This is a genomic window from Oceaniglobus trochenteri, assembly GCF_020529025.1.
In the GTDB taxonomy this organism is placed as follows: Bacteria; Pseudomonadota; Alphaproteobacteria; order Rhodobacterales; family Rhodobacteraceae; genus Oceaniglobus; species Oceaniglobus trochenteri.
On the sequence record NZ_JACNMM010000019.1, the window covers coordinates 31166 to 55984 of the forward strand.

Genomic DNA, 24819 nt, shown 5'->3' on the forward strand with positions numbered 1-24819 from the left:
CTTAAAGGGAGAGAGACATGCTCAGGAAAATCGCATTCGGCACCGTTCTGGGGGCGCTTGGCGCCACCACCGCCCTGGCCCAGGGCATCGACGTGAAACTGGGTGTTCTGAACGACCGCTCGGGCGTCTATGCCGACCTGTCGGGCGAAGGTTCGGTCGTGGCCGCGCGCATGGCCGTCGAGGATTTCAAGGCCGCCGACAAGGGCCTGAACGTCGAGATCATCTCGGCCGACCACCAGAACAAGCCCGACATCGGGTCGAACATCGCCCGCCAGTGGTATGATCAGGACGGCGTGAATGCCATCCTCGACGTGCCGACATCCTCGGTCGCGCTGGCCGTGGCCGACATCACGGCCGAAAAGAACGGCGTGCTGATCGATTCCGGCGCCGGGTCCACCGCGCTGACCCGCGAACAGTGCCGCCCGACCACGATTCACTGGACCTATGACACCGCCGCCCTGGCCACCGGCACCGGCGCCGCGATGACCAATGCAGGCGGCAAGAAGTGGTTCTTCCTGACCGCCGACTATGCCTTCGGCCATTCGCTTGAGGAAAACACCGCCGCCGTGGTCAAGGAAAACGGCGGCGAGGTGGTGGGCCAGGTCAACGTGCCCTTCCCGGCGCAGGATTTCTCGTCGTTCCTGCTGCAGGCCCAGGGGTCGGGCGCCGATGTGATCGGCCTGGCCAATGCCGGCGGCGACACCGTCAACGCCATCAAGCAGGCCAGCGAATTCGGCATCACCCAGGCCGGCCAGAAGCTGGCGGCGCTGCTGTTCTTCGTCACCGACGTGCATGCCCTTGGCGCGCAGACGGCACAGGGTCTGTCCCTGACCGAGGCCTTCTACTGGGATCAGAACGATGGCACCCGCGAATGGTCCAAGCGTTTCTTCGACACCCACGGCGCCCAGCCGACCATGGTTCAGGCCGGGGTCTATTCGGGCACCATGGCCTATCTTGCCGCGGTCGAGGCCGTCGGCAGCGCCGAGGATGGCAAGGCGGTTGCCGCCAAGATGAAGGAAATGGAGTTCGAGGACGCGCTGTTCGGCAAGGTCAAGGTGCGCGGCGATGGCCGGGCGCTGCACGACATGTACCTCTTCGAGGTCAAGTCGCCCGACCAGTCGGAAGGCGAATGGGATCTCTACAACGAGATTTCCAAGATCAGCGGCGAGGAAGCCTTCCTGCCGATGCTGGACGAATGCGACTTCACCAAGATGTAAGCCGCAAGCGGCACCCCGCCCTCCGGAGCCTTTCCGGGGGGCGGCATGAAAACGACGACGGGCACTGAGACGGGGCGCTTTTGAATGTTCGAGCTTCTGGGAATACCGCCGCAGGTTCTGCTGGGCCAGCTGCTGCTGGGGCTGATCAACGGATCGTTCTATGCGGTGCTGTCGCTGGGGCTGGCGGTGATCTTCGGCCTGCTGAACATCATCAACTTCGCCCATGGCGCGCTTTACATGATGGGCGCCTTCGTGGCCTGGATGCTGCTGAACTATCTCGGCATCGGCTATTGGTGGGCGCTGATCCTGGCGCCGCTGATCACGGGGGCCTTCGGCATCCTGCTCGAGCGCACGATGCTGTCGCGGCTCTATCATCTTGACCATCTTTACGGGTTGCTGCTGACCTTCGGCCTGGCGCTGATCATCCAGGGGCTGTTCCGCAACTATTACGGCATTTCCGGCCTGCCCTACCGGATTCCCGACCTTCTGTCGGGGGGCAACAACCTGGGGTTCATGTTCCTGCCCAACTACCGCGCCTGGGTCGTCGTCGCCTCGGCCGCGATCTGCTTCGGAACCTGGTTCATGATCGAGAAGACCCGCCTTGGCGCCTATCTGCGCGCGGCCACGGAAAACCCGGTGCTGGTGGGGGCCTTCGGCATCAACGTGCCGCTGCTGATCATGCTGACCTATGGTTTCGGCGTGGCGCTGGCGGGCTTTGCCGGGGTGCTGGCCGCCCCGATCTATTCGGTGAACCCCAACATGGGGGCCGACCTGATCATCGTGGTCTTTGCCGTGGTGGTGATCGGCGGCATGGGGTCGATCATGGGGGCGATCCTGACGGGCTACATGCTGGGCCTGGTCGAAGGGCTGACGCGGGTGTTCTATCCCGAAGGATCCGCCGTGGTGATCTTCGTGATCATGGCCATTGTTCTGCTCATCAAGCCCGAAGGGCTGTTCGGGAGGGCCGCGTGATGGTGCCTGAAACCACCGGCATGCCGAAACTGCACATGGCGATCTTCGCCATCCTGTTCGTGTTTCTCGTGGCGCTGCCCTTCTTCGTCTACCCGATCTTCGCCATGAAGGTGATGTGCTTTGCGCTGTTTGCCGCCGCGCTGAACCTGCTTCTGGGCTTCGGGGGGCTTCTGTCCTTTGGCCATGCGGCCTATTTCGGCGGGGCCAGCTATGTCGCGGCCCATGCCGCCAAGGTCTGGGGGCTGACGCCGGAACTGGCGGTGCTGTGCGGCACGGCGGCGGCGGCCTTCCTGGGGCTGGTGATCGGCAGCCTGGCGGTGCGCCGGCAGGGGATCTATTTCGCCATGGTCACCCTGGCCTTTGCCCAGATGGTGTATTTCCTGGCGCTGCAACTGCCCTTTACCGGGGGCGAGGACGGCATCCAGTCGGTGCCGCGCAATCCGCTGTTCGGGGTCTTCTCGATGGAGACCAACATCCCGCTTTATTTCTTCGTGCTGGCGGTGACCTTCGGGGGCATCCTGTTCATCTATCGCATCGTGCATTCGCCCTTCGGCCAGGTTCTGAAGGCGATCCGCGAGAACGAGCCGCGGGCGATTTCGCTGGGCTATGACGTGAACCGCTACAAGCTGATGGTCTTCGTCCTGTCGGCCACCTTCGCCGGGCTGGCGGGGGCCACGAAAAGCCAGGTGTTCCAGCTGGCCTCGCTGACCGACGTGCATTGGTCGATGTCGGGCGAGGTGGTGCTGATGACCCTGCTGGGGGGCATGGGCACGATCTTCGGGCCCCTGGCGGGGGCGGCGATCGTGGTGACGATGCAGAACTACCTGGCCACCTTCGGCGCCTGGGTGACGGTGATCCAGGGGGTGATCTTCGTGCTGGGCGTGCTGTTGTTCCGCGAGGGGCTGATCGGGGTGCTGGCCCGCTGGTTCAAGCGGCCCCTGTGAGCGCGCCGCGCCCCCGCGACAAATATCCCGGCATCCGGGTGGGATATCTTGGCAGGCTGCACGGGCTGCTCTAGAGGTTGACGACAACTCGATCGTTCCGAAAACAGGGAGGTTTTACAATGGATCGTCGTTCATTCATCCGCACGGGCGCACTGGGCGTCAGTGGTGCCGCGCTGGCCGCGCCCGCCATTGCCCAGGGCAACATCACCTGGCGCATGGTCACCACATGGCCCAAGAACTTTCCGGGCCTCGGTGTCGGCGCCCAGCGTCTGGCCGACCGGATCACCGCCGCCAGCGGCGGCCGCCTGACGGTTCAGGTCTATTCCGCCGGCGAACTGGTGCCGCCGCTTCAGTCGCTGGATGCGGTCATCGACGGCACCGCCGAGATGAGCCACGGCGCCGCCTATTACTGGCAGAACAAGTCCCCTGCCCTGTCGTTCTTCACCGGCGTGCCCTACGGCATGACCACCCCCGAGCTGACGGCCTGGGTGCGCTTCATGGGCGGCCAGGAGATCTGGGACGAGATCTATGACCAGTTCGGCGTGCAGGGCTTCTTGTCGGGCAACACCGGCACCCAGACCGGCGGCTGGTTCCGCAACGAACTGAAAAGCGTCGAGGACGTGAAGGGCGTGCGCTTCCGCACTCCGGGCCTGGGCGGGCGCGTCTGGGAAAAGCTGGGCGCGACGGTCACCAACATGGCCGCTGGCGAAATCTTCCAGGCGCTGCAGTCGGGCACGCTGGATGCCGCCGAATTCGTCGGCCCCTACAACGACCTGGCGCTTGGCTTCCACCAGGTGGCGAAGAACTACTACGTTCCCTCCTTCGTGGAATCGGGCCTCGCGACCGAGCTTGTCGTGGACAAGAAGAAGTACCAGGAACTGCCCGACGACCTGCAGGCCATCATCCGCGATGTGTCCCAGGCCGAGTACGACCAGGTTTCGGCCGATTTCATCGCCAACGATCCCCGCGCCCTGAAGACGCTGGTCGAGGATCACGGCGTGATGGTGCGCGACTTCCCCGAAGACATCATGGAAGCCGGCGCCAAGGCCTCGATCGAGGTGGTCGAGGAACTGCGCAACAGCGACGATCCGCTGGTCAAGAAGACCACGGAAAGCTTCATCGAGGCGCTGAACCTGGTGCGGACCCGCACCGAGCGTATCGACAGCCCCTATGTCCGCGCGCGTGAAAAGTACCTGAAGTACTGATCCGCCGTCAGGCGAATCCAGGGGGCCCGGTGGAAACGCCGGGCCCTTTTGCCGTTCCGGGGCGGTGATGGTTGCACCGTAAAGACGGTTAATTTTCCCCTTGGCGCCGCGGATCGGTCCAAATGCGGCCCAGATCGCCTGTCATTGACGCGCCCAGGCATGCCGCAACGACGGCAGAGGACAGGAGCAAGAGGAAATGACCGGTTTCAACGCATTGAGGATCGCCACCCTATCGGCACTGGCGCTTGCCGTTGCCGGTTGTGCAGGCGGATTGCCGGCAACCGAGGGTGCCGGATCCGGCCCCGAAATCGAGGTCGGCAAGAACACGCGGCCGATCGACATGCAGCGTCGCATCGAGCTGAACAACGATTTCCAGGGGCTGCGGAACCGCTATGGCAGCCTGAACCCGGCGACCGCCGAGGATCTGCCGGGCACCGGTACGGCAACCTACAACGGGGTTGCGGCGCTGGGGGCGGACCCGGACGCCCCCGAGATCCTTTCAAGCATGGCGATGACCGTCTATTTCGGTTCGGGCGACGTGACCGGGTCGATGTGGGATTTTCACGATGCCACGGGCCGGCAGGCGGGGGGCAGCGTCCAGTTGACGGGCACCCAGCGCCCCAACCTGCCCGGCGGGCCAAGCGGCGAGGCGGGCAAGTTCCGGGTGGCCCGGGTTGGCATGACGGGCCATGGCACGCTGGACTGGGGCGATCACGAACAGGAACTGGATGTCGCGATTGACGGCTACATCCACGACGACAACCAGGGTCTCAAAGGCCAGCTGGATATCGAATCGACCATCGACGACGACGTGTCGCGGATGTGGGGGATGGTCATGGTGGAAAACGACCGCGTGAAGAACCCCGTCCTCGACTGACGCCCTGCGCCGCCTGCCCCTAGCCTGCGATCAGGCGGGGCAGCCAGGTGACGATGCCGGGAAAGGCGAACAGGATGGCGATGGCAATGACCTGCAACCCGACGAAGGGAATGATGCCCTTGTAGATGGCGCTGGTGGGCAGATCGGCCGGGGCCACGCCGCGCAGGTAGAACAGCGCAAAGCCGAAGGGCGGCGTCAGGAACGAGGTCTGCAGGTTCACCCCCACGATCACGCCCAGCCAGACCGGATCGACATCCAGCGCCAGAAGCACCGGCGCGGTGATCGGGATCACGATGAAGATGATCTCGAACGTATCGAGGATGAAGCCCAGCAGGAACATGATCGCCATGACCATGGCCACCGCGGTCAGGGTGCCGCCGGGCAGGCTGGAGAGGAATTCGTGCACCAGGTTGTCGCCACCCATCAGGCGGAACACCACGGAAAAGACCGAGGCCCCCAGCAGGATCACGAAGACCATCGAGGTGATGGTCGCCGAGGCGATCACCGTTTCGCGCAGGATGCCGATGGACAGCCGCCAGCGCAGCGCCGCCAGGATCATCGCGCCCACGGCCCCCACCGAGGCCGCCTCGGTCGGGGTGGCGATGCCCCCCAGGATCGAGCCGAGAACCGCCAGGATCAACAGGAGCGGCGGCACCAGTGCCACCATGATTTCGCGCGCGAGATCCTTCTTCTCGTGCTCGGGCACCGGGGTGGCCGGACACGAGGCCGGATCGGTTACCGCCTTGAAGATGGTATAGGCCAGGTAAAGCCCCACCAGCAGAAGCCCCGGCAGCAGCGCGCCCGCGAACAGATCGCCCACCGATACCGGCACCGGCGCGAAGTTGCCCTTGGCCATCTGCACCTGGCTGTTGATGCCGCTCAGCATGTCGCCCATGAAGATCAGCACGGTCGAGGGCGGAATGATCTGCCCCAGGGTGCCCGAGGCACAGATCACCCCCGTGGCCAGCTTGGGGTCATAGCCCGCCCGCAGCATGGCGGGCAGCGAGATCAGCCCCATGGTCACCACCGTGGCCCCCACCACCCCGGTGGATGCGGCCAGCATCGTGCCCACCAGGATCACCGAGATGCCAAGCCCGCCGCGCAGGTTGCCGAACAGCTTGCCCATGGTCAGCAAGAGCTGTTCGGCGATGTTGCTGCGTTCCAGCATCACCCCCATGAAGATGAACAGCGGCACCGCCACCAGAACCTCGTTGGTCATGAAGCCGATATAGCGGTTGGGCAGGCTGCCGAAGTTGGACGGATCGAAGACCCCCAGCGCCCAGCCCACGGCGCCGAACATCAGCGACACCCCCGCCAGCGAGAAGGCCACCGGGAAGCCCAGCAGCAAGAAGCCGATGATCCCGAAGAACATCAGGCCGGACAAAAGCTCGCCGATCAGGACCGGTTCCATCAGTGTGTTCCTTCGGCGGCAATGTCAGAGGGCTTGACGGCATAGCGCATGATCGGCGGCACCAGGTCGGCCCGCCCGCCCAGCACCAGCACCGAGCGCCCGATCATCGCCAGCCCCTGAAGCGCCAGCAGGGCGACGAAGGCGATGATGAATGTCTTGAGGATATAGAGCCCCGGCATCCCGCCCACGTTGGCCGAGCCTTCGCCGTAGGACCAGGCGCGCTTCACGAAGGGCATCGAGTAGATATAGACGATGACGGTGAAGGGCAGCAGGAACAGCACGACGCCCATCAGGTCGATCAGCGCCCGGGTGCGCATCCGCGCCGGGCGATAGAAGATGTCGACGCGCACGTGATCGTCGCGCAGCAGGGCAAAGCCGGCCACGGCGGTGAACATCGCGCCGTTCAGCCAGATATAGAGATCCTGCATCCAGACATAGCTGGTGGAAAAGACGTAACGCTGTACCACGACGGTAAAGCAGACCACGACGATCCCCAGGGATAGCCAGGCAAAGACCTGGCCCACGATCCAGTTCACCCGGCAAATGGCCGCCGTCAGCGATCCAATCAGTCGCATCATTCCGCCTGACCCTCCTGTCGGCCCCTTGCCAGTTCTGCTGTGCCGCGCGTGTTCGTTGCCGAACGGACGGATCCTGACCCGTCTTTACATACTGGACCGCCGGGAGCGGTCAACCGTTGTCATGGCCCGGGCCGCGGTTCCCTTCGCGGTGACGTAGCGATTCCCCCCCTGCCCCGCTCAGTGCCCGCCGGCGGCCTTGCCCGGCGGGGGCGCCTTCATCAGCAGCGCGCAAAGCGCCAGGCCCGCGAAAAGCGCGGTCAGCAGCACGAAGACATCGATGAAGGACATCACCGCCGCCTGCCCCTGCAACCGCCCGGCCATCTGCACCAGGGCGCCGGTCTCACCGTCCAGCCCGTGGGCCGTCAGGTTGGCGGCCATGGCGTTCAGCTGGGCGACTGCGGTGTCGTTGGCCCAGTTCAGGCTTTCGCTCAGGCGTTCGTAATGCAGGGCGCGCCGGTCGCTCAGGACGGTGTTGATCACCGCAAGGCCCACCGCCCCGCCAAGGTTGCGCATCAGGTTGTAAAGCCCCGAGGCGCCCTTCATCTTGTCGCGCGGCAGCGTGCCCAGGGCCAGGTTGTTGATCGGCACCATGCACAGCATCAGCGACAGTCCGCGCAGGATCTGCGGCCAGAACAGCTCGTCGAAGTCCCATTCGGTGGTCATGCCCGTCAGCCACCATGTCGAGGCGGCAAAGCCCAGAAAACCGATCAGCAGCATCACCCGCAGATCGATACGCGACGACAGGATGCCCGCCAGCGGCGCGCTGAAGAACATCGCAAGCCCCGACACGAAGACCGTCTGCCCGATCATCAGGCTGTCATAGCCGCGCACCGACCCGAGGTAGATCGGATAGAGATATGTCAGACCGTAAAGCCCGATCCCCATGGTGAAGCTGAACAGGGAGCCGACCGCGAAGTTGGTGTCGCGCAGGGCCGAGAAATCGACGATGGGTTCGGCACGGGTGAAGGCGCGCCAGAAGGTGACGATGCCCCCCACCACCATGAAGCCCGCCAGGATGGCGACGGTCCGGTCGTCCAGCCAGTCATTGGCCGGGCCTTCCTCAAGCACGTATTCCATCCCGCCCAGGAAGGCCGCCAGGGCGGCAAGGCCCCACCAGTCGAACTTGTCGAACAGCTTCCAGTCGGGGCGGTCGAAGTCGATCAGCATCCAGGCGCCGAAGGCCACGCCGATGCCCGGGATGACATTGACCAGGAACAGCCAGTGCCACGACAGGGTGGCCGAAAGATAACCGCCGATGGTGGGCCCGACCGTGGGGGCCAGCGTGGCGATCAGCCCGATGATCGGGGATACCGTGCTGCGCTTGGCGGGGGGGAAGATGGTGAAGGCCGCGGCAAAGACCGAGGGGATCATCCCGCCCCCCAGGAACCCCTGCAACCCGCGCCAGAGGATCATCTCGCCGATGCTGCCCGACATGGCGCACATGAAGCTGGCGGCGGTGAACCCGGCCGCCGCGACGGTGAACAGGATGCGCGTCGACATGACCCGGGCCAGAAACCCCGAGAGCGGGATCATGATGACCTCGGCGATCAGGTAGGAGGTCTGCACCCAGCTGATTTCCTCGGTGCTGGCCCCCAGCCCCGCCTGGATGTCGGGCAGGGAGGCCGACACGATCTGGATGTCGAGGATCGCCATGAACATGCCGAAGACCATGACCATGAACCCGGCCACGCGGCGCGGTGTCAGGGCCAGGTCGTCGGCGGGGGCTGCCGGGGGGGCGGATCGGGCCGGTTCACCCCTGCCGGGGGCTGCAAGGGTGGCGGACATGGCCCTAGTGGCCCAGCGACACGACAGAGTCTGCCGGTTCCTGCGGCGCGGGAGCGGGCGCGGGGGTGCCGCCGCCGGTCCGGCTGTCGACCTCGACCACCACCGACAGGCCGGCGCGCAGGAAACCCGCCTCCAGCGCCTCTTGCGGGATCGAGATGCGCACCGGCACCCGCTGGACGATCTTGGTGAAGTTGCCGGTGGCATTGTCGGCGGGCAGCAGGGAAAACACTGATCCCGTAGCCGGCGATACCGACAGGACCGTGCCGTGATAGCTGTGGTCGGGGGCGGCGTCGAAGGTCATGTGGACATCGGCGCCCACGGCGACATCGCCCATCTGGGTTTCCTTGAAATTGGCCTCGACGTAGGAGCCCCCGGCGGGCACGAGGGCCGCCAGCCGCGTTCCGGGGTTCACCAGGTCGCCCACCTCGAGCGTCAGGTTGGTCACCGTGCCGTCGGCGGGGGCGCGCAGCACCGTCAGATCGAGGTTGCGCTGCGCCTGGGCCGCGGCCAGCTCCAGTTCGTGCCGCGTGCCTTCGGCCTCGGCCCGCTGGGCGCGCAGAACGCCGACCTGGGCCTCGGCGTTGGCGGTGGCGGCTGCGGCGCTGGCAACGCTGGCCTCGGCCGATTGCAGGGTCTCGACGGCGGTATCGACCTGGGCCTGGGCCGCGACATTACTGCTGGCCAGCCGGCGCACGCGGTCGGCGTTGGTCTGGGCGGCGTGCAGGTGGGCGCGGGCCATCTGCTCCATGGCCTCGGCCTGGGCCACGCCGGCCTGGGCCGCGACGATCTGGGCGTCGATGCGCGCCAGCGTCTCGCCTGCGGTGGCCACCCTGCCCTGCGCCATCTGCAACGCGATGCGGTAATCGCCATCGTCAAGGCGCACCAGGACATCCCCCGCCGAAACCCCGGCATTCTCGGAGACCGGAACCTCGGCCACGTAGCCCTGCACGCGGCTGGAGACCAGGGCGACATTGGCCGCCACATAGGCATCGTCGGTTTCCACCATGAAACGCCCGACCGTCCAGTAATCGCGCGCAAAGACGCCCCCCGCCACCAGGACGCACAGCGCCAGCGCCCCCAGGACGGCCCGCTTGCGGCGCGATCTGGGCGGCTTGGCCACCGGTTCGGGTGTCGGGGCATCGACCATGGTTTCGGCCTTTCCGGTGATTGCGCGGTCGTGACGAGACATCGGGCGTCCTTGTTCTGGCGGGTGCGGCCGGGGGCGGAACTGTTCGAACCGCTCGGTTCGATCAGGCAGGTATTCCCCTTGGTGCAAAATTACAAGACTTTATCGAACCGAACGGTTCGATTATATCCGGGCCATGACACAGCCCGTGAAACCCCGCACCCGTACCCCCCGCCATGCCGCCGGGGCCGACCCCGACAAGCGCGCCGCGATCCTGAAGGGGGCGGCCGAGGTTTTCATGACGACGGGCTTTGATGCCGCAAGCGTGAACGAGATCTGCCGCGCGGCGGGCGTGTCCAAGAGCACGCTCTATGTCTATTTCTCGGACAAGGAGGATCTTTTCGCACACCTGGTGGAGGGAGAGCGCGAGCGGCTTTTCGCGGGATTGCAGCAAAGCCTGCGTGGCCCCGGGCCGCTGGCCGACCGGCTGACCGCCTTTGCCACGACCCTGGCGCAGATCGTCTGTTCGGACGCGGTGATCAAGGCGCAGCGCACCGTCATCGCCATGGCGGAACGCCGGCCCGACCTTGGGGCAAGCTTCTACGAGGGCGGGGCGCAACGGGGGCAGGCCGTGCTTCTGGAAACCCTCGAGCGCGAGATCGCGGCAGGCACCCTGTCGATTCCCGATCCGGGGCTGGCGGCCTATCAGCTGACCGAACTGGCAACCGCCGGGCTCTGGCGCCGCCGTCTTTTCGGCAAGACCCCTGCCCCACCCGCGCCCGAGCAGATCCGCGCCACGGCTGAAAGCGCCGTGGACCTGTTCCTGGCGCGCTATGCAAGGGCCAGGACGGGGGCATCGGTGGATGGCGATACGCCGGTGTCCTGACCTAACCTGCGCTTCTGCAACGGGTTTTCAAGGCTGAAAGGCCGCCGGGCGCCTTGTGGTATCGTAAGGTACCTTGTGGTATGCATAGATATCTGGACATACCGTAACCTACCCATGCCTACCGTAGGAATGCCATGCCTGTTATACCTTTGACATGCCATGCCATGGATACTATTGCGTAAGCTACGCTATCCTTCCCATTCCAGAGGTAGACATGCCTGTCATTTCATTCGCGACATCCAAGGGCGGGGCGGGCAAGACCACCTCGGCCATCGTCCTGGGCACGGAACTGGCCCAGGGCACCGATGTCATCATGATCGACGCCGACCCGGCCCACCGGCTTTCGCGCTGGTCCACCCTGTCGCCGCTGCCCGAAAGGCTGGGCGTGATCACCAGCGGCGGCGAACGTTCGATCCAGGACGAGATCGCCCGCGCACAGCGCCAGGCCACCTTCGTGATCATCGACCTAGAAGGCTCGGCCAGCCGGCTGACATCCTTTGCCATCGCGGAATCCGACCTGGTGATCATCCCCTCGGGCGAAGAACAGCAGGACGCCGACGCCGCGATCGAGACCCTGGCCGAAATCGAGATGGAGGGCAGGGCGCGCCGCCGCCCGATCCCCACCGCGATCCTGTTTGCGCGCACCTCGGCGGCGGTGAAAAGCAAGCTCGAGAAACACATCCACCGCGAGCTGAGCCGGGCAGGGCGCGTCATGCAGACCGAGCTGCACCGCCGCACCGCCTTTTCGTCGCTGCACAACGCCGGTGGCGGGCTGCGCCAGCTTGACCCGGCCGATGTGAACGGGATCGACAAGGCCTTGGTCAACGCCCAGTCCTATGTTTCGGAAATCATCGATATCCTCGAGGAAAGCCGCCATGCCCAAACCGCTTGACATCGACCGCCTGAAACAGTTCGAAACCCCGGCGCGCAGGGATGCCACCCCGCCCGCGACCGCGCCCGACCCCGAGCCGGTGCGCGCGCCTGCCGAACGCTGGCCCAGCCGCGAACCCCAGCGCGACGGCCAGATCAGCATCAAGGCGCCCCTCGAGGTGATCGAACGCTTCAAGCGCATCTGCAAGGACGACCGGCGCACCTATGCCGACATGCTGCGCATCCTGATGGACAACCACGAATTCCCGAAGTGATCCCCCGGCGCGCCCTTTTCGTCGCCATTACCAGGACATAACCGCCCCGGGGCAGGGGGCCTTCGCCCCGATCCGGCGGTCAGTACAGGCCGTTGATCTCAAGCGGGAGCCGCTTGACGTTGCGGTTCAACAGCAGGCTGCCGCCCGGCACGGCCTCGCCCTGGGCGCCCTGCAACCGGCGGTATTTCTGTGCCGCCGCCGCCTTCACGTCTTCGGGGCTGCGCAGGATGGTGGGGCGCATGAAGACGAAAAGCGTGCGCCGCTCGCCCCCGGCGCGGCGCGACTTGAACAGGTTGCCCACCACCGGAATGTCACCCAGAAGCGGCACCTTGCTTTCGCTCAGGGTTTCGTTGTCGGTGATCAGCCCGCCCAGCACGATGGTGCCGCCATTGTCGGCCAGCACGGTGGTTTCGATCACCCGGCGGTTGGTGATCAGGTCGGCCGCACCGGGCACGGCGGCATCGATCAGCGCCGAAATCTCCTGCTGGATCTCAAGCCGCACCACCCCGCCCGAGGTGACGCGGGGCAGCACGTTCATGGTGATGCCCACATCCTGACGCTGGATCGTGGTGAAGGGCTGGGCGGTGTTGCCGTCGGTGGCGAAACTGCCGGTGCGGAAGGGCACGTTCTGGCCCACGACGATCTTGGCCGCCTGGTTGTCCATGGTGGTGATCGACGGCGTGGACAGCAGGTTGGCGTTGCTGGACTGCGAAAGCGCCTGGATCAGCAGGCCGAAGTTGCCCTGATCCGACACCCCGATGGTCAGCCCGCCGGTCAGCGCCCGCGCGCTGGTCTGCCCCAGGGCCAGCAGCACCGATTGCAGCGACACGCCCGCATTGCCAAACGACGTGGCGGCGATGCCCCCCGGCGGGGCCGCATCGCCAAATCCGAACTGCACCCCCAGCCGGTCGGCCACATCGCCCGACACCTCGACGATGGCCGCCTCGATCAGAACCTGGGCGCGGCGCTGGTCCAGCGATTGCACAAGGCCCGCCACCTCGTCGATCTGGCGGGCCGTGCCGCGCACCACCACGGCGTTCTGTTCGGTGCTGGCCTGGATCGACACCTCGGGGATCGGGCTGTCGTTGGCGCGGATCGGGCGGAAGGTGCCGTCCTCGGTGGTTTCGGCGCCCACCGCCTCGGCCACCGGGTTGGTCAATTCGGTGCGCCCCAGAAGGGTGTTGCGGGCCAGTTCGGCCACCACCTCGGCATCGGCGTATTTCAGGCGCAGCACACGGGTGGCGATGACCAGGTCGGCAGTGGGGCGGGGGGCGATGTCCATGGCGCCGGCCAGGCGGCGGATCTCGGCGATATCCTCGGTGCCGCCGCGCACCAGCAGCAGGTTCGACCCCGGATCGACCGAGAGGCGCGCGCGCGCGCCCTCGCCCAGCACCTGCACGATGGCCTGGCCCACGGTGGCGGCATCGGCAAAGCGGAACGAGATCACCTGGGCGCGGTCTTCCTCGCGGCTGTCGAAGGTGCGGGCGATATCGAGGATGCGCATGGTGTTTTCGCGGGTGTCGGTGACGACGATGGCGTTGGGGTTGGTCAGCGCCTCGATATAGCCGGTCGTGGCCACCAGCGGGCGCAGCACGCGCACCGCCTCGCCGGGCGAGAGGCGCTGAAGCTCCAGCGTGCGGGTGACGATGTCCTGGCTGCCGGGCCCCTCGCCGGGCTGGGTGGTGCCCGAGGCCAGAGCCTCGGCCTGGGGCACCACCTGCCAGATGTCGCCGGCCATCACGGCGGTATAGCCGCGCACCCGAAGCGTGGACTGGAACAGCGACCAGACCCCCCGCCAATCCAGTTCCTGGCTCGAAACCACGGTGACATTGCCGCTCAGCCCCGGATCGAGGATCAGGGTGCGCCCGGTGATCCGCGACACCTGTTCGGCAAAGACGGTGATGTCGGTGTCGCGCAGGTTGATGACGAAGCTGCCGTCGTCTTCCGCGTCCTGGGCCATGGCGGGGGCGGGCAGGGCCAGAAGAAGGCACAGGGCAAGGCGAAACAGAAGTCGGGGCAAGGGGCGCCTCATCGCAGGGGAAAGGACAGGGTAAGGGTCTTGCCGTCGCGCACCACTTCGAGACGGGCAAGCCCCGATGCGGCAATCCGGTCGTATAGGGCCTTGTCGCTGTTCACGTCGCCCACCTGTTCACCATTCACCCGCGCCACCAGGTCGCCGGGGCGCAACCCAGCCAGCCTTACGCCGCTGTCATGCTCGTTGGCAATGATATACCCGTCGTCGGTGGGAATCAGCCCTATGGATTTCAGAACCCCGGCAGGGTTGCGCTGAATCCTCTTTCGCCAGAAATCGATGTATTCCTCGGTGGTTTCGGGCGGTTCCTCGCGGGCGCGCGGGCTGGTGACGATGCGCCCGGCCAGACGGTCCAGCGGATCGTCGGGCGCGGGGGCGGTCTCTTCGGGGGTGGCCAGGTCGATCTCGGCGTCGGGGAAGGCCAGGATCTCCTGCCGCCCGTCGATGTCGAGGATCACGTGGTTGGCCGCGACGCTGACCAGCAGCGCCTGCCCGTCCACGTCATCGCCGGGCAGATAGCCCCGGGTGACATCGGGGCTGGCGATGACCGCCAGCGATTTCGCCGGGTCACGGGCCTGCACCACGCCGCGCAGTTCCAGTTGCAGGGTGGTCTGCTGCACCGGGGCGGCGGGGGCCTCGGGGGGCGGGGGGCTGCCGAAGGGGGCCAGCGCCAGGATCGCGAGGGTATCGACCGGCGCGGGGGCAGGGGGGGCCGGCGCGCGGGCGGGGGCTGCGGGCGGGGGCAGGATGTCGTTTCCGCCGCTCCAGTGCCAGGCCACCGGCGCGGCGGCCAGCGCCACCGACCCCGCGGCCAGCAGGACACCCGCAAGACGCAGCAGTTTCGCCCAACGGTTCATTGCCGCGCCCCGGTGTCAAGGAAACCGCCCATGCGCACCAGGGGGGCGGTGGGGGTTTCGGCGGGGGCGATGGCCAGGGCGATCTCGGTCAGGTCGGGGTCGTTCGTGGGGCGGCGGATCGCGTCGATGGTCCAGGCCTGGCCCAGCATGTCGATCCGCGTTTCGGGGGTGGGCAGCCCGGCGCGCAGGGCGGCCATGTACCATTCCCCGGCCCAGCGGGCGGCGGTGCGGCGTTCCAGGTCGCCGATGCGCCCGACATGGGTTTCCACCGCCCCCAGCAGCGCCACGGCCGAGGCCGCCAGGATCGCCATGGCCACCAGCGCCTCGATCAGGGTGAATCCGGCCTCGCCGGCCCGGGGGGCGGGGTGCGGGCGCGGGTTCACCGGGCCACCTGTTGCATCGCCCGGCTGGTGGCCCGGGCGCCGTTCTGTTCGATCACCCACTGGGTGGCCTCGTCACCCGTCCAGAGCACCAGGGCCAGGGGGTCTTCGCCCGGGGCGAGGGTGGCGTCGGGGCGCAGGATGTGCTGGCGCCCCTCGCGCCGCTCGGGGTCGGCCTCGGCTAGGTGCATGCCCCTGGGCAGGGTGCTGCGCTGCCCCAGTTGGGGGGTGGCGTGGGGCTGCCATCCGGCCTCGGCGTAGGACAGGAACCGGTATCCCCCGTCATCCCAGATCAGCGCCGCCGGGGTGCCGGTAAGCTGGGCCAGTTCGCCCGCGCGCTCCAGCCGGGCGACCAGGCGTTCGGCCTGTTCGCGCGGATCTCCACCCCCGGCGAGGCGGCCGACCGACAGGCTCAGCGCGCCGGCCATCACGCCGATGATCGCCAGCACCACCAGGATCTCGACCAGCGTGACACCCGCCTCGCGGTCGCGGCGCGGGCATGGCGCGGACCGGCCCCGCGCCGGGCAGGGGGGGCTATTGCGCGGCAACCTGCGCCCCGTGCAGGATGTCGGCCGCGGCACCCTCGCCGCCGGGCTGTCCGTCGGCGCCCAGCGACAGCAGGTCGAAAGGCGCATCCGTCCCCGGTGCGCGATAGCCATAGGGGTTGCCCCAGGGATCGACCGGCACCTGTTGCAGATACCCCCCGGCAACCCAGTTTTCCGGCACCGGCGGGCTGACCGGCTTGCGGGCCAGCGCCTCGAGCCCCTGGGTGGTGGTGGGATAGGCGCGGTTGTCCAGCCGGTAGAGTTCAAGCGCGCTGGCGATGGTGCGGATATCGGTGCGCGCCACGGTGACGCGCGCCTCGTCCGGGCGGCCGATGACGTTGGGCACGATCAGCGCCGCCACCACCGCGATGATCACCAGAACCACCATCATCTCGATCAGGGTCACGCCCGCTTCGGGGTGGCGCCGGGCGCGGGCCGGGCGCGCCGCGCGGCGCGGGCCTGCAAGGACGGAGTGCTCAGTCGGTCTGTCGGTCATGAAACCTTTTACCTGTCTATCCCGTATCTTCTTCAGCATATAGGCTGCACGGGAGACAGGACAGGCGAATTTCCGGTGAAACGCACCACATTGCAAGGTTTGAACGTGCCCAAGCGGCGCGATCCGCACCCCGCCCCGGCGGTGCCGGACGCCTTGCCCGAGCCTGCCGAAAACAGTGCCGAAACCGCCCTGATCCGGCGCCTGGAACAGGCCTGTTCGGCCCGCCGCATCCCCCCGCCCCAGGTGATTCGCGCCGAGCATGTCGCGCTGCTCACCGCCGATCTGCCGGTGCGCGGCACCCGCCAGCGGCTGGCCGCGCTGCCCTTTGCCCTGGAAGACCGGATCGCCGCCCCGCTTGAACGTGTGCACGTGGCCCTGGGCCCCTCGGCGGTGGTGCCGGATGCGCCCCGGCGGGTGCTGGCGGCGGTGCTGGCGCGCGATGTCATGGCCGGGGCCATGGCGCCCGAGGCCGGGCAGGGGCCTGTTCTGGCCGAAACCCTGGGCGTGCCGGCCCCGCCCCTGGACGCCGGAACCGGTGCCGCGGCCTGGGCCGTCTGGGGCATGGGCGAACGCTGCGTGGTGCGGGTGTCGGATGGCACCGGCTTTGCGGTGTCGGCCGCCATGCTGCCCCTGATCTGGGCGCGGGCCGGGCGCCCGGCCCTGACCCGGCTGGCGGCGCCCCTGCCTGGCGATCTGCCCTGCACCGACCTGTCGGGCGATCCGCCCGGCGTGGCCCCCGCCGACCTGGGCTTCGACCTGGCGCAGGGGGCCTTTGCGCGGGGCGGGGGCGGCTGGACGCGGGCCGCCGTCACCCTGGGCTGGGCGGCGGGCCTGGCCGCGCTGGCGCACCTGGGGCTGATGACGGCCGACCGCATCGCCCTGGGGCGCATCGCCGCCAGCGAACGCGCCGCCGCCCAGGCCGCCATCGCCCCGCTGCTGCCGGGCATCACCGTCACCCCCGACCCCGCGCCGCTGCTGGCGCGGCTGGCCCCTGCCGCCCCGGTACAGCGGCGCAGCGCCTTCCTGCCCCTGCTGGCGCAGGTCAGCGAGGTGATGCTGGAACAGGGCGGGCAGACCGCGCTCAGGCGGATGGGGTTCGATGGCACCACCGCGCAGCTTTCGCTGCTGATCGAGGCGGCGGACCTGGCCGCGCTCCAGGCCCTGGAACAGGCGCTGAGCGGGGCCGGGTTCGACGTGCAGAGCGGCGCCGCCACCGCAACCGAGGGCGCCGCCCAGGCCGAGTTCCGCATCAGCGGCGGGGGGCGGGGATGAGGGTTCTGGCCTCTCTCACCCCGCGCGAACGGGTCATGGTGATCGGCGGTGGCGCGGTTCTGATCGCCGCGCTGGCCTATCAGTTCGCATGGAGACCCCTGCGCGCCGACCTGGCCGAAACCCGCGCCGAAATCGCCGCCTACATGCAGGTGCAGGCCGCGGCCCGCGCCGCCGACCTGCCCGCCGCTGCCACCACCACCGCCCCCGTGCCGCGCGATCCGCCCGCCACCCGCATCACCCGCACCGCCCAGGCGGCGGGGCTGCGGCTCAGCCGGATCGAACCCGAGGGCGACCTGCTGAACGTGACCCTGGGCGAGGTGCCCTTCGAGGCGCTGATCGGCTGGCTGACCACCCTGGAAGAGGCCGAGAACCTGGGCGTGAGCGGCATCGAGATCGACCGGCGCGCCGCCCCGGGCGTGGTGTCGGCGCGCATCGCGCTGGAGGAACTGTGATGACCCACCCCGATGACGCGGCCGGGCAGGAACATCGCGCGGCCCCCGCGACGGCCCGCCTGACCTATGGCTTTGCCCGCGAACAGGGCGTGCTGCTGGTGGACGGAGAGGATGGCGCGCCGCTCTGCCGGCACCGCGCCGATGCGCCGCTTGCCGCCCTGATCGAGGCACAGCGCCTGGCCGGTGCCCTGGCCCGCTTCGAACCGGTCGATCCCGCAGCCTTTGAATCCGAGTTGAACCGCATCTACCGCGACAGCGCCAGCGCCGCTGCGCAGGAGGCCGCCGAGGCCGGCAGCGACCTGACCGCCCTGGCCAATGACGCCGCCTCGGTCGACGATCTTCTGGATCAGCGCGACGATGCCCCCGTGGTGCGCCTGATCAACGCCCTGCTGCTTGAGGCGGTGCGCGAGAAGGCCAGCGACGTGCATATCGAGACCGAGGAGAACCGCCTTGTGGTGCGGTTCCGCTGTGACGGGGTATTGCGCGAGGTGATCGAGCCGAAACGCGCGCTGGCATCGCTTCTGATCAGCCGGATCAAGGTGATGGGCAAGCTGGACATCGCCGAAAAGCGCCTGCCCCAGGACGGGCGCGTGTCACTGCGCATCGGCGGCTATGACCTTGACGTGCGGGTGTCCACCATTCCCAGCCAGTATGGCGAACGGGTGGTGCTGCGCCTTCTGGACCGGGGCCAGACGCGGCTGGGGATCGAACACCTGGGCATGTCGCAGACCGACCGCGCGGCCTTTGAACGCATCCTGGCGCGGCCCGACGGGTTGATGCTGGTCACCGGGCCCACCGGGTCGGGCAAGACGACATCGCTTTATGCCGCGCTCGACCGGCTGAACGATCGCTCCACCAACATCATGACGGTGGAAGACCCGATCGAATATTCCATGGACGGCATCGGCCAGATGCAGGTCTCGGCCAAGACCGAACTGACCTTTGCGCGCGGCCTGCGCGCCATCCTGCGGCAAGACCCCGACGTGATCATGGTGGGCGAGATCCGCGACCGTGAAACCGCCCAGATCGCGGTGGAATCGGCAATGACCGGGCATCTGGTGCTGTCGACCCTGCACACCAACAGCGCCGTGGGCGCCATTTCACGGCTGATCGACATGGGGGTCGAACCCTTCCTGCTGGCGCCCATGCTGCGCGGGCTGGTGGCGCAGCGGCTGGTGCGTCGGCTTTGCCCCGATTGCCGCGCGCCCGCCCGCGCCAGCGCGGCGCAGTCGGTGCTGCTGAACGGGGTGCTGGCCGAGGGCGCCGGGATCTTCCGCGCCGTCGGCTGCGACGCCTGCCATGGCAGCGGCTATCAGGGGCGGCAGGCGATCTACGAGGTGATCGAGGGCACCTCGGCGCTGGAACGCGCCGTGCATGACGGCGCCAGCGAGGCCGAGCTGACCCGCATCGCCCGCACCACCAGCCCCGGCATCCTGGCCGATGGCGTGGCCAAGATCGTCGCCGGGATCACCACGGTGGAAGAGGTGGCCCGGGTGGTGCGCGAGGACGCGACCCTGGCCCATGACGGTGCAGAGGCGCCCCCACCGCCCCCCACGGGCGGGGCCTGATCCATGGCCGGTTTTGCCTGGCGGGCCGCCGATGCGCAGGGGCGCAGCCGCAAGGGGGTGATCGACGCCCCCAGCGCCGCCGCCGCCCGCCAGTCGCTGCGCGCCCAGGGGCTTCTGCCGATCTCGGTCGAACCGACCCGGGCCAAAGCCACCCCCGGCGTCGCCGCCAAACCGCTGCGCGGCGGGATCTCGGGGCGGGCGCTGGCGCTTCTCACCCGGCAGCTGGCCACGCTTCTGGGGGGCGGCGTGCGGATCGAGGACGCGCTTCAGACCGTGGCGCGACAGGGGGCGACACCCAAGGTCGAGGCGCTTTTGCTGAACCTGCGCGCCGGGGTGGTCGAGGGCCGGTCCCTGGGCCAGACGCTGGAGGATTATCCCGGCACCTTCGGCGATTACTACCGCGCCACGGTGCAGGCGGGCGAAACCTCGGGGCGGCTGGGCGAGGTGATGGAACACCTGGCCGATCACGTGGAAAACCGCGCCAAGAACCGCAACACGGTGCAGCTTGCCCTGCTTTACCCGGCGCTTCTGGCGCTGGTGTCGCTGGGGGTGATCGTGGCGCTTCTGACCTTCGTCGTCCCCGATATCGTGCGGGTCTTCACCGGGCGGGGTGCCGATCTTCCGGGGCTGACCCGGGCGCTGATCGCGGTCAGCGGTGCGGTGCAGTCCTGGGGGCTGGTGGCCCTTGGCGGGGTGGTGGCACTTGGCGTCGCCCTGCGCCTGGCACTGGCGCGGCCCGGTGCGCGGCTGGCCTGGCACCGGCGGCTGACCCGGGTGCCGGGGCTGCGCGGCCTGATCCTGAAGATGAACGCGGCGCAGTTCGCCGGCACCCTGGCCACCCTCACCATCAGCGGCGTGCCCCTGACCGATGCCCTGGCGGCGGCGGGCGATACGGTGGGCAACCTGCATATCCGCGCCCGCATCGCCGGTGCCACGACACGGGTGCGCGAAGGCCAGGCCCTGTCGCGCGCGCTTCAGGATGCTGCCGTGTTTCCGCCGATGATGATCGCCATGGTGGCCAGCGGCGAGGCCAGCGGGCGGCTGGGCCCCAGCCTGGCGCGCGCCGCCACCGACCAGCGGCGCGAGATCGACAGCCTGGTCGCCGCCATCGTCGCGCTGGTGGAACCCCTGGTCCTTCTGGTGATGGGGGGCATCGTGATGCTGCTGGTGCTGGCGATCCTGCTGCCGATCGTGAACCTGAACAACCTGGTGGGCTGACGGGCGGGGCAGGGGCAGAAACCCGTCGCAAGGGCGGGACCATCACCGCTGAAAGGCCCCCGGGCACGCACCCGCGCCCGAGGGGGGGTGGGGCGTCTACATCGACGCCCCGTCGACATGGGTCGGGGACAGGGCACGGGGATCGACACCTTTCAGCGTGTTGACATTGATCGCGGCCATTTCGCTTCCGTCCGGCATCTGGCCGTAGGAAAAGCTCTGGATGCCGCAGGTCTTGCAGAAAAGATGCGCGATCTCGCGCTGGTTGAACCGGTATTCGGTCAGGTTCTCGGCGCCCGAATGCAGGACGAACCTGCCGCGTGGCGCAAAGGCCAGCACGGCGCCAAGCGGCTGGCAGCGCGCGCAGTTGCAGGTGACCGACTGATCCAGGTCCAGGTCGACATCGAAGGACACGGCCCCGCACTGACATCCGCCCCTGTAGTGCCGTTGCATGGGGTCAGTCTCCTTTTGTCGCCGCTTCCAGTGCGGCGATGTCGATCTTCCGCATGGTCATCATCGCCTCGAAGGCGCGCGTGGCCCTGTCGCGGTCGGAACCGGTTGTGAGGTCAAGCAACAGCCTTGGCGTGATCTGCCAGGAGTGGCCCCAGCGGTCCTTGCACCAGCCACAGGCGCTTTCCTCTCCGCCATTGCCGACGATGGCCGTCCAGTAGCGGTCGGTTTCGTCCTGGTCATCCGTGACGACCATGAAGCTGACCGCCTCGTTCGGCGTGAAGGTCGGGCCGCCGTTCAGCCCGACGAACCGGCGGCCAAGCACGGTGAACTCGACGGTGAGTTCATCGCCTGCCTTGCCGCCCGGGAAATCGGAAGCGGCGGTGTTGACGCGGTCGACATGGCTGTCGGGAAAGGTGGCGGCATAGAATTCGGCGGCCTTGCGGGCTTCGCCGTGGTCGTACCACAGGCAGGTGACGAGATCGGTCATCATGGTTCTCCTCTCTTTGTGGAAGGGTCCGGCGCTATTCGAAGAAGCCGCTTGGCGTTTCGCCCTGAAGGAAGGGTTCGATGAAGCCATGCAGAAGGGCGGGCTGGCTGATGACGGCGGTGTGGGATGTCGCGGGCATCACGGCCAGGCGGGAGGCTGGCAGGGGCTGGCCCATGTCGCCCATGCCGCCGCCCCCCAGAAGGCGGAACATCGAGACCGTGTGTTCAAGCGTCGCGACATCGGCGTCGCCGGTGATGAGAAGCACCGGGGTTTCCAGGGCCTCCACCGCCTCGCCCCAGGCCATCGGTTCGTGTTCCAGCGCGATCAGCTTTTCGACAAGGGCCGGGAAACCCTCGGGGTCGGCGGCAAGCTCGCGGTATTCTGCGGCAAAGGGCATATCCAGGAACATCTCGACCGTCATCTGCGGGATGAACGCCCGGAAGGCAGGCTGCCAGCCCTCGGAATCATAGGCAACCGAGGCCGCGACGAGCTGATCGACCTTCCCGGGATAATCGATGGCCAGCCGAAGCGCGGCGGCCGCCCCCATCGAATAGCCGAACACATCTGCCTTTTCGATCCCGACGGCGTCCATGAAGGCCGCCACGTCGTCTGCCAGACCGGGATAGGTGATCGGCCGGTCGATATCGGTCGTGCGGCCGTGGCCCTGGAACTCCAGCGCATAGACGCGGTGGGTTTGCGCCAGCATCGGGATGATCTCGCCCATCGAGGGGATGTTCATATAGGCCCCATGCAGGACGATCAGCGGATCGCCGGCGCCCGAGACCTCGTAATACATCTGCATGCCGTTGACCGCGACACGATCACCGGTCGGCCCGTCGTCCGCCAGGGCCGGACCCATTGCCGCAAGCGTTGCGGTCAGAAGGATAGCGCGAAACATGGTTTGTCTCCTTTCCGGAAGCGGGCCTTCATCCGGCGGCCCTGTTGCCCTCGTAGCTCAGCATCCATGGCGTGCCGTACCTGTCCGTGAACATGGCAAAGCGTTCGGCCCAGAATGTTTCGCCGGGCGCCATCTCGACGCTCTCGGCATCCTGTGCCAGCGCGTCGTGAATGCGGTCGAACTCGGCGCGCGATGTCGGGGCGATGGAAATGCGAAACCCCTGCGGCCTGTCATACATCCCTTCGGTATTGTCCGAGGCCATGACCGTGGCATTGCCCAGCGACATCGCCAGGTTCAGGACCAGGTCGTCGCCTCCGGGCATGCGGCTTTCCGGGTCGGGGGCATCGCCGTTGCGGAACACGCCGTTGATCCTGCCGCCCAGAACCTCGGCGTAGTGGCTCATCGCCTCAAGACAGTTGCCCTTGAAGAAAAGATAGAGTGTCGGTTCCATTTCCGTGATCTTCCTTGCTGTTGACGTGGTGCAGTCAGGTTCCGACATCGGCGGCCCCGAAGAAGGCGCGTTGCGCGTCGAATGCCCGCCGGAAGGCAGGGCGCGCTTCGGCCCGCGCGACGAAAGCGGCGAGGTTGGGATGCTCTTCCAGAAGCCCCGATCCGACCAGCCGGCGCAGAACGTCGGCCGTCATCAGATCGCCGGCGCTGAACCCGCCATCCAGCCAGTCGGCATCGCCCAGCCGGCGCGAAAGGTCGCCCAGCCGCGCGCGGATGCGATCCTCGACAAGGTGCTGGCGCCGTTCGAACCAGGGTTCGTCCCGTTCAAGATGGCGGGCCATTTCCCGCTCGACGATCACCGGTTCGATGCTGCTGAGGGCGGCAAACATCCAGTTGACCGCACGGGCGCGCCCATCGGCGTTTGCGGGAAACAGGCCGTCGTGGCGGCTTGCGATATGAAGCACGATCGCCCCGGTTTCAAAAAGCGTGACGTCGCCTTCCTCATAGGTCGGGATCTGTCCGAAGGGGTGCCGCGCCCTGTGCGCGGGGGCCTTCATCGCGGCAAACGAGACGGGGCGCAGGTCGTAGGGCTGACCGACTTCCTCAAGCGCCCAACGCACCCGCATGTCGCGCGCCAGGCCCCTCCCGCCATCGGGCGAGCGTTGAAAGACGGTGATGGTGGGAAGGGATCGCGAGGTCATCCTGTCGGCTCCGCCTTGCTGTCGGCCGCGAAGAGCAGTTCGATATAGCGCCTGAGGTGGTCGACACTGTCGCGCGCGGTGTCGCGGTCGCCCGTCGCCTTGGCGAGAATGAACGCGCCCTGCAGCACCGCCTGGGTGTGGGCGGCAAGACTGGCCGCTGTCCAACCCGGTTCAAGTCCACGCGCCGCCATCGCCGCCTCGATATCCGGGACCAGCGTTGCGGCATGGCCGAAGATGCTGGCGGCGCAGGCCTCGCGAAGCTCGGGGTGCGAGCCGTAGATCTCCTGCGTCATGGTGCCGACAAGACAGGTGAACTCCTCCACATCGCCCTCGATGATCGCCTTGCGAAACTCGACATATCCGATCAGCCGGTCGAAGGGGTCGTCATGGCGGTGATAGGGGGCTCCCTCGAACAGCGCGCCGGTCATCCCGGACCAATGTTGCGCCGCGGCGACGCCCCAGTCCTCCTTGTTGCGGAAATGGTGGAAGAACGCCCCCTTGGTCACACCGGCCTCGGCACAGATTTCCTCGACCCTGGTCGCGGAATAGCCCTTGGCGCGTATGATCTTGAGCGCCGCATCCAGCAACTTGTCCCGCGCCGACCGCTTGATCTGTTTCGTTGCCATTCCGACCTCCTGGTTGAGTCGCAACATACCAACCGGTCGGTTTGTCTGTCAATCCCGTCCACACCAGCACCGGCAGGATCTCGCCCGCCGCGTTGATGCCGGTCAGGCCGGCGGGCGCATTTTCAGGGCAAGGGGTCGATCAGGCTGATCTGCCGGGAACCGAGGATTTCGCGGACCGAACCGCCCCGGGGTTGGCCCGAGGGTTCAATGATTGCGCGGCTTTTCCGGCAGCCTTCAAGCT

General features: G+C 67.6%; 27 protein-coding genes. 12 read left to right on the forward strand and 15 right to left on the reverse strand.

Annotated features, from left to right (window positions below; genetic code table 11):
* Nucleotides 1–17 precede the first annotated feature (17 nt).
* From H7828_RS21315 to H7828_RS21335, 5 genes are all read left to right on the forward strand, one after another.
* A complete protein-coding gene (locus H7828_RS21315) occupies nucleotides 18–1217 on the forward strand; it encodes an ABC transporter substrate-binding protein (protein ID WP_226783093.1) in 1200 nt (399 codons plus the stop codon).
* 84 nt (nucleotides 1218–1301) lie between these two features.
* Nucleotides 1302–2189 (forward strand): branched-chain amino acid ABC transporter permease, encoded by an 888-nt coding sequence (locus H7828_RS21320; RefSeq protein WP_226783094.1) that lies wholly within the window; start codon nucleotides 1302–1304, stop codon nucleotides 2187–2189.
* A complete protein-coding gene (locus H7828_RS21325) occupies nucleotides 2189–3133 on the forward strand; it encodes a branched-chain amino acid ABC transporter permease (RefSeq protein WP_226783127.1) in 945 nt (314 codons plus the stop codon). Before H7828_RS21320 ends, H7828_RS21325 begins: the two co-directional genes overlap by 1 nt.
* 119 nt (nucleotides 3134–3252) lie before the next feature.
* Nucleotides 3253–4338 (forward strand): TRAP transporter substrate-binding protein, encoded by a 1086-nt coding sequence (locus H7828_RS21330; RefSeq protein ID WP_226783095.1) that lies wholly within the window; start codon nucleotides 3253–3255, stop codon nucleotides 4336–4338.
* A 196-nt stretch (nucleotides 4339–4534) separates the two neighbouring features.
* Nucleotides 4535–5215: a HupA family protein gene (locus H7828_RS21335; protein WP_226783096.1), complete on the forward strand. Its 681-nt coding sequence runs from the start codon at nucleotides 4535–4537 to the stop codon at nucleotides 5213–5215.
* Between the two features lie 19 nt (nucleotides 5216–5234).
* On the opposite strand, the gene H7828_RS21340 is transcribed toward H7828_RS21335, so the two are convergent.
* The 4 genes from H7828_RS21340 to H7828_RS21355 form a co-directional block, all read right to left on the reverse strand.
* A complete protein-coding gene (locus H7828_RS21340) occupies nucleotides 5235–6626 on the reverse strand; it encodes a TRAP transporter large permease (protein ID WP_226783097.1) in 1392 nt (463 codons plus the stop codon).
* On the reverse strand, nucleotides 6626–7201 hold the full coding sequence (locus H7828_RS21345) for a TRAP transporter small permease subunit (RefSeq protein WP_226783128.1): 576 nt from the start codon (nucleotides 7199–7201) through the stop codon (nucleotides 6626–6628). The genes H7828_RS21340 and H7828_RS21345 overlap by 1 nt, the downstream gene beginning before the upstream one ends.
* 180 nt (nucleotides 7202–7381) lie before the next feature.
* Complete coding sequence (locus tag H7828_RS21350; protein WP_226783098.1) at nucleotides 7382–8989, reverse strand: DHA2 family efflux MFS transporter permease subunit; 1608 nt, start codon at nucleotides 8987–8989, stop codon at nucleotides 7382–7384.
* Between the two features lie 4 nt (nucleotides 8990–8993).
* On the reverse strand, nucleotides 8994–10178 hold the full coding sequence (locus H7828_RS21355; protein ID WP_226783099.1) for an HlyD family secretion protein: 1185 nt from the start codon (nucleotides 10176–10178) through the stop codon (nucleotides 8994–8996).
* Nucleotides 10179–10323: 145 nt separating this feature from the next.
* On the opposite strand from H7828_RS21355, the gene H7828_RS21360 reads away from it, so the two are divergent.
* The 3 genes from H7828_RS21360 (at nucleotide 10324) to H7828_RS21370 (ending at nucleotide 12146) form a co-directional block, all read left to right on the forward strand.
* The gene (locus H7828_RS21360) at nucleotides 10324–11001 is read left to right on the forward strand and encodes a TetR/AcrR family transcriptional regulator (protein ID WP_226783100.1); all 678 of its coding nucleotides are present in this window, start codon (nucleotides 10324–10326) and stop codon (nucleotides 10999–11001) included.
* Nucleotides 11002–11215: 214 nt separating this feature from the next.
* Nucleotides 11216–11893: a ParA family protein gene (locus H7828_RS21365; RefSeq protein ID WP_226783101.1), complete on the forward strand. Its 678-nt coding sequence runs from the start codon at nucleotides 11216–11218 to the stop codon at nucleotides 11891–11893.
* Entirely contained in the window at nucleotides 11877–12146 is a 270-nt protein-coding gene (locus H7828_RS21370) for a hypothetical protein (protein WP_226783102.1), read from the forward strand. The genes H7828_RS21365 and H7828_RS21370 overlap by 17 nt, the downstream gene beginning before the upstream one ends.
* 79 nt (nucleotides 12147–12225) lie before the next feature.
* Here the strand turns inward: H7828_RS21370 and gspD are convergent, their stop codons facing one another.
* Genes gspD through gspG form a run of 5 tightly spaced genes read right to left on the reverse strand, consistent with a single transcriptional unit; the run spans nucleotide 12226 to nucleotide 16456 of the window.
* A complete protein-coding gene (gene gspD / locus H7828_RS21375) occupies nucleotides 12226–14166 on the reverse strand; it encodes a type II secretion system secretin GspD (RefSeq protein WP_226783103.1) in 1941 nt (646 codons plus the stop codon).
* Nucleotides 14167–14174: 8 nt separating this feature from the next.
* Nucleotides 14175–15035: a type II secretion system protein N gene (locus tag H7828_RS21380; RefSeq protein WP_226783104.1), complete on the reverse strand. Its 861-nt coding sequence runs from the start codon at nucleotides 15033–15035 to the stop codon at nucleotides 14175–14177.
* Nucleotides 15032–15418: a prepilin-type N-terminal cleavage/methylation domain-containing protein gene (locus tag H7828_RS21385; RefSeq protein ID WP_226783105.1), complete on the reverse strand. Its 387-nt coding sequence runs from the start codon at nucleotides 15416–15418 to the stop codon at nucleotides 15032–15034. Before H7828_RS21385 ends, H7828_RS21380 begins: the two co-directional genes overlap by 4 nt.
* Complete coding sequence (locus tag H7828_RS21390) at nucleotides 15415–15963, reverse strand: prepilin-type N-terminal cleavage/methylation domain-containing protein (RefSeq protein ID WP_226783106.1); 549 nt, start codon at nucleotides 15961–15963, stop codon at nucleotides 15415–15417. Before H7828_RS21390 ends, H7828_RS21385 begins: the two co-directional genes overlap by 4 nt.
* Nucleotides 15950–16456 carry a type II secretion system major pseudopilin GspG gene (gene gspG / locus H7828_RS21395; protein ID WP_226783107.1) on the reverse strand — a complete coding sequence of 169 codons (507 nt, stop codon included), beginning with the start codon at nucleotides 16454–16456 and terminating at the stop codon, nucleotides 15950–15952. The genes H7828_RS21390 and gspG overlap by 14 nt, the downstream gene beginning before the upstream one ends.
* A gap of 75 nt (nucleotides 16457–16531) precedes the next feature.
* Between gspG and gspL the strand changes: the two genes are divergently transcribed.
* From gspL to gspF, 4 genes are read left to right on the forward strand one after another with little or no spacing between them, the layout of a single operon-like run.
* Entirely contained in the window at nucleotides 16532–17728 is a 1197-nt protein-coding gene (gene gspL, locus H7828_RS21400; RefSeq protein ID WP_226783108.1) for a type II secretion system protein GspL, read from the forward strand.
* A complete protein-coding gene (gspM, locus tag H7828_RS21405; RefSeq protein ID WP_226783109.1) occupies nucleotides 17725–18180 on the forward strand; it encodes a type II secretion system protein GspM in 456 nt (151 codons plus the stop codon). Before gspL ends, gspM begins: the two co-directional genes overlap by 4 nt.
* Nucleotides 18180–19748, forward strand: coding sequence for a type II secretion system ATPase GspE (gspE, locus tag H7828_RS21410; RefSeq protein WP_226783110.1), 1569 nt, complete (start codon nucleotides 18180–18182; stop codon nucleotides 19746–19748). The genes gspM and gspE overlap by 1 nt, the downstream gene beginning before the upstream one ends.
* Nucleotides 19749–19751: 3 nt before the next feature.
* Entirely contained in the window at nucleotides 19752–20966 is a 1215-nt protein-coding gene (gene gspF, locus H7828_RS21415; protein WP_226783111.1) for a type II secretion system inner membrane protein GspF, read from the forward strand.
* Nucleotides 20967–21062: 96 nt separating this feature from the next.
* On the opposite strand, the gene H7828_RS21420 is transcribed toward gspF, so the two are convergent.
* The 6 genes from H7828_RS21420 to H7828_RS21445 are packed head-to-tail and all read right to left on the reverse strand — an operon-like array spanning nucleotide 21063 to nucleotide 24578.
* A complete protein-coding gene (locus H7828_RS21420; RefSeq protein ID WP_226783112.1) occupies nucleotides 21063–21416 on the reverse strand; it encodes a GFA family protein in 354 nt (117 codons plus the stop codon).
* A gap of 4 nt (nucleotides 21417–21420) precedes the next feature.
* Nucleotides 21421–21906, reverse strand: a complete 486-nt coding sequence (locus H7828_RS21425; protein ID WP_425354966.1) for a VOC family protein — start codon at nucleotides 21904–21906, stop codon at nucleotides 21421–21423.
* A gap of 31 nt (nucleotides 21907–21937) precedes the next feature.
* Nucleotides 21938–22801: an alpha/beta fold hydrolase gene (locus H7828_RS21430; protein WP_226783114.1), complete on the reverse strand. Its 864-nt coding sequence runs from the start codon at nucleotides 22799–22801 to the stop codon at nucleotides 21938–21940.
* Nucleotides 22802–22829: 28 nt separating this feature from the next.
* On the reverse strand, nucleotides 22830–23252 hold the full coding sequence (locus tag H7828_RS21435) for a VOC family protein (RefSeq protein ID WP_226783115.1): 423 nt from the start codon (nucleotides 23250–23252) through the stop codon (nucleotides 22830–22832).
* A gap of 34 nt (nucleotides 23253–23286) precedes the next feature.
* Complete coding sequence (locus H7828_RS21440) at nucleotides 23287–23952, reverse strand: glutathione S-transferase family protein (protein WP_226783116.1); 666 nt, start codon at nucleotides 23950–23952, stop codon at nucleotides 23287–23289.
* The gene (locus H7828_RS21445; RefSeq protein WP_226783117.1) at nucleotides 23949–24578 is read right to left on the reverse strand and encodes a TetR/AcrR family transcriptional regulator; all 630 of its coding nucleotides are present in this window, start codon (nucleotides 24576–24578) and stop codon (nucleotides 23949–23951) included. The genes H7828_RS21440 and H7828_RS21445 overlap by 4 nt, the downstream gene beginning before the upstream one ends.
* Nucleotides 24579–24819 lie beyond the last annotated feature (241 nt).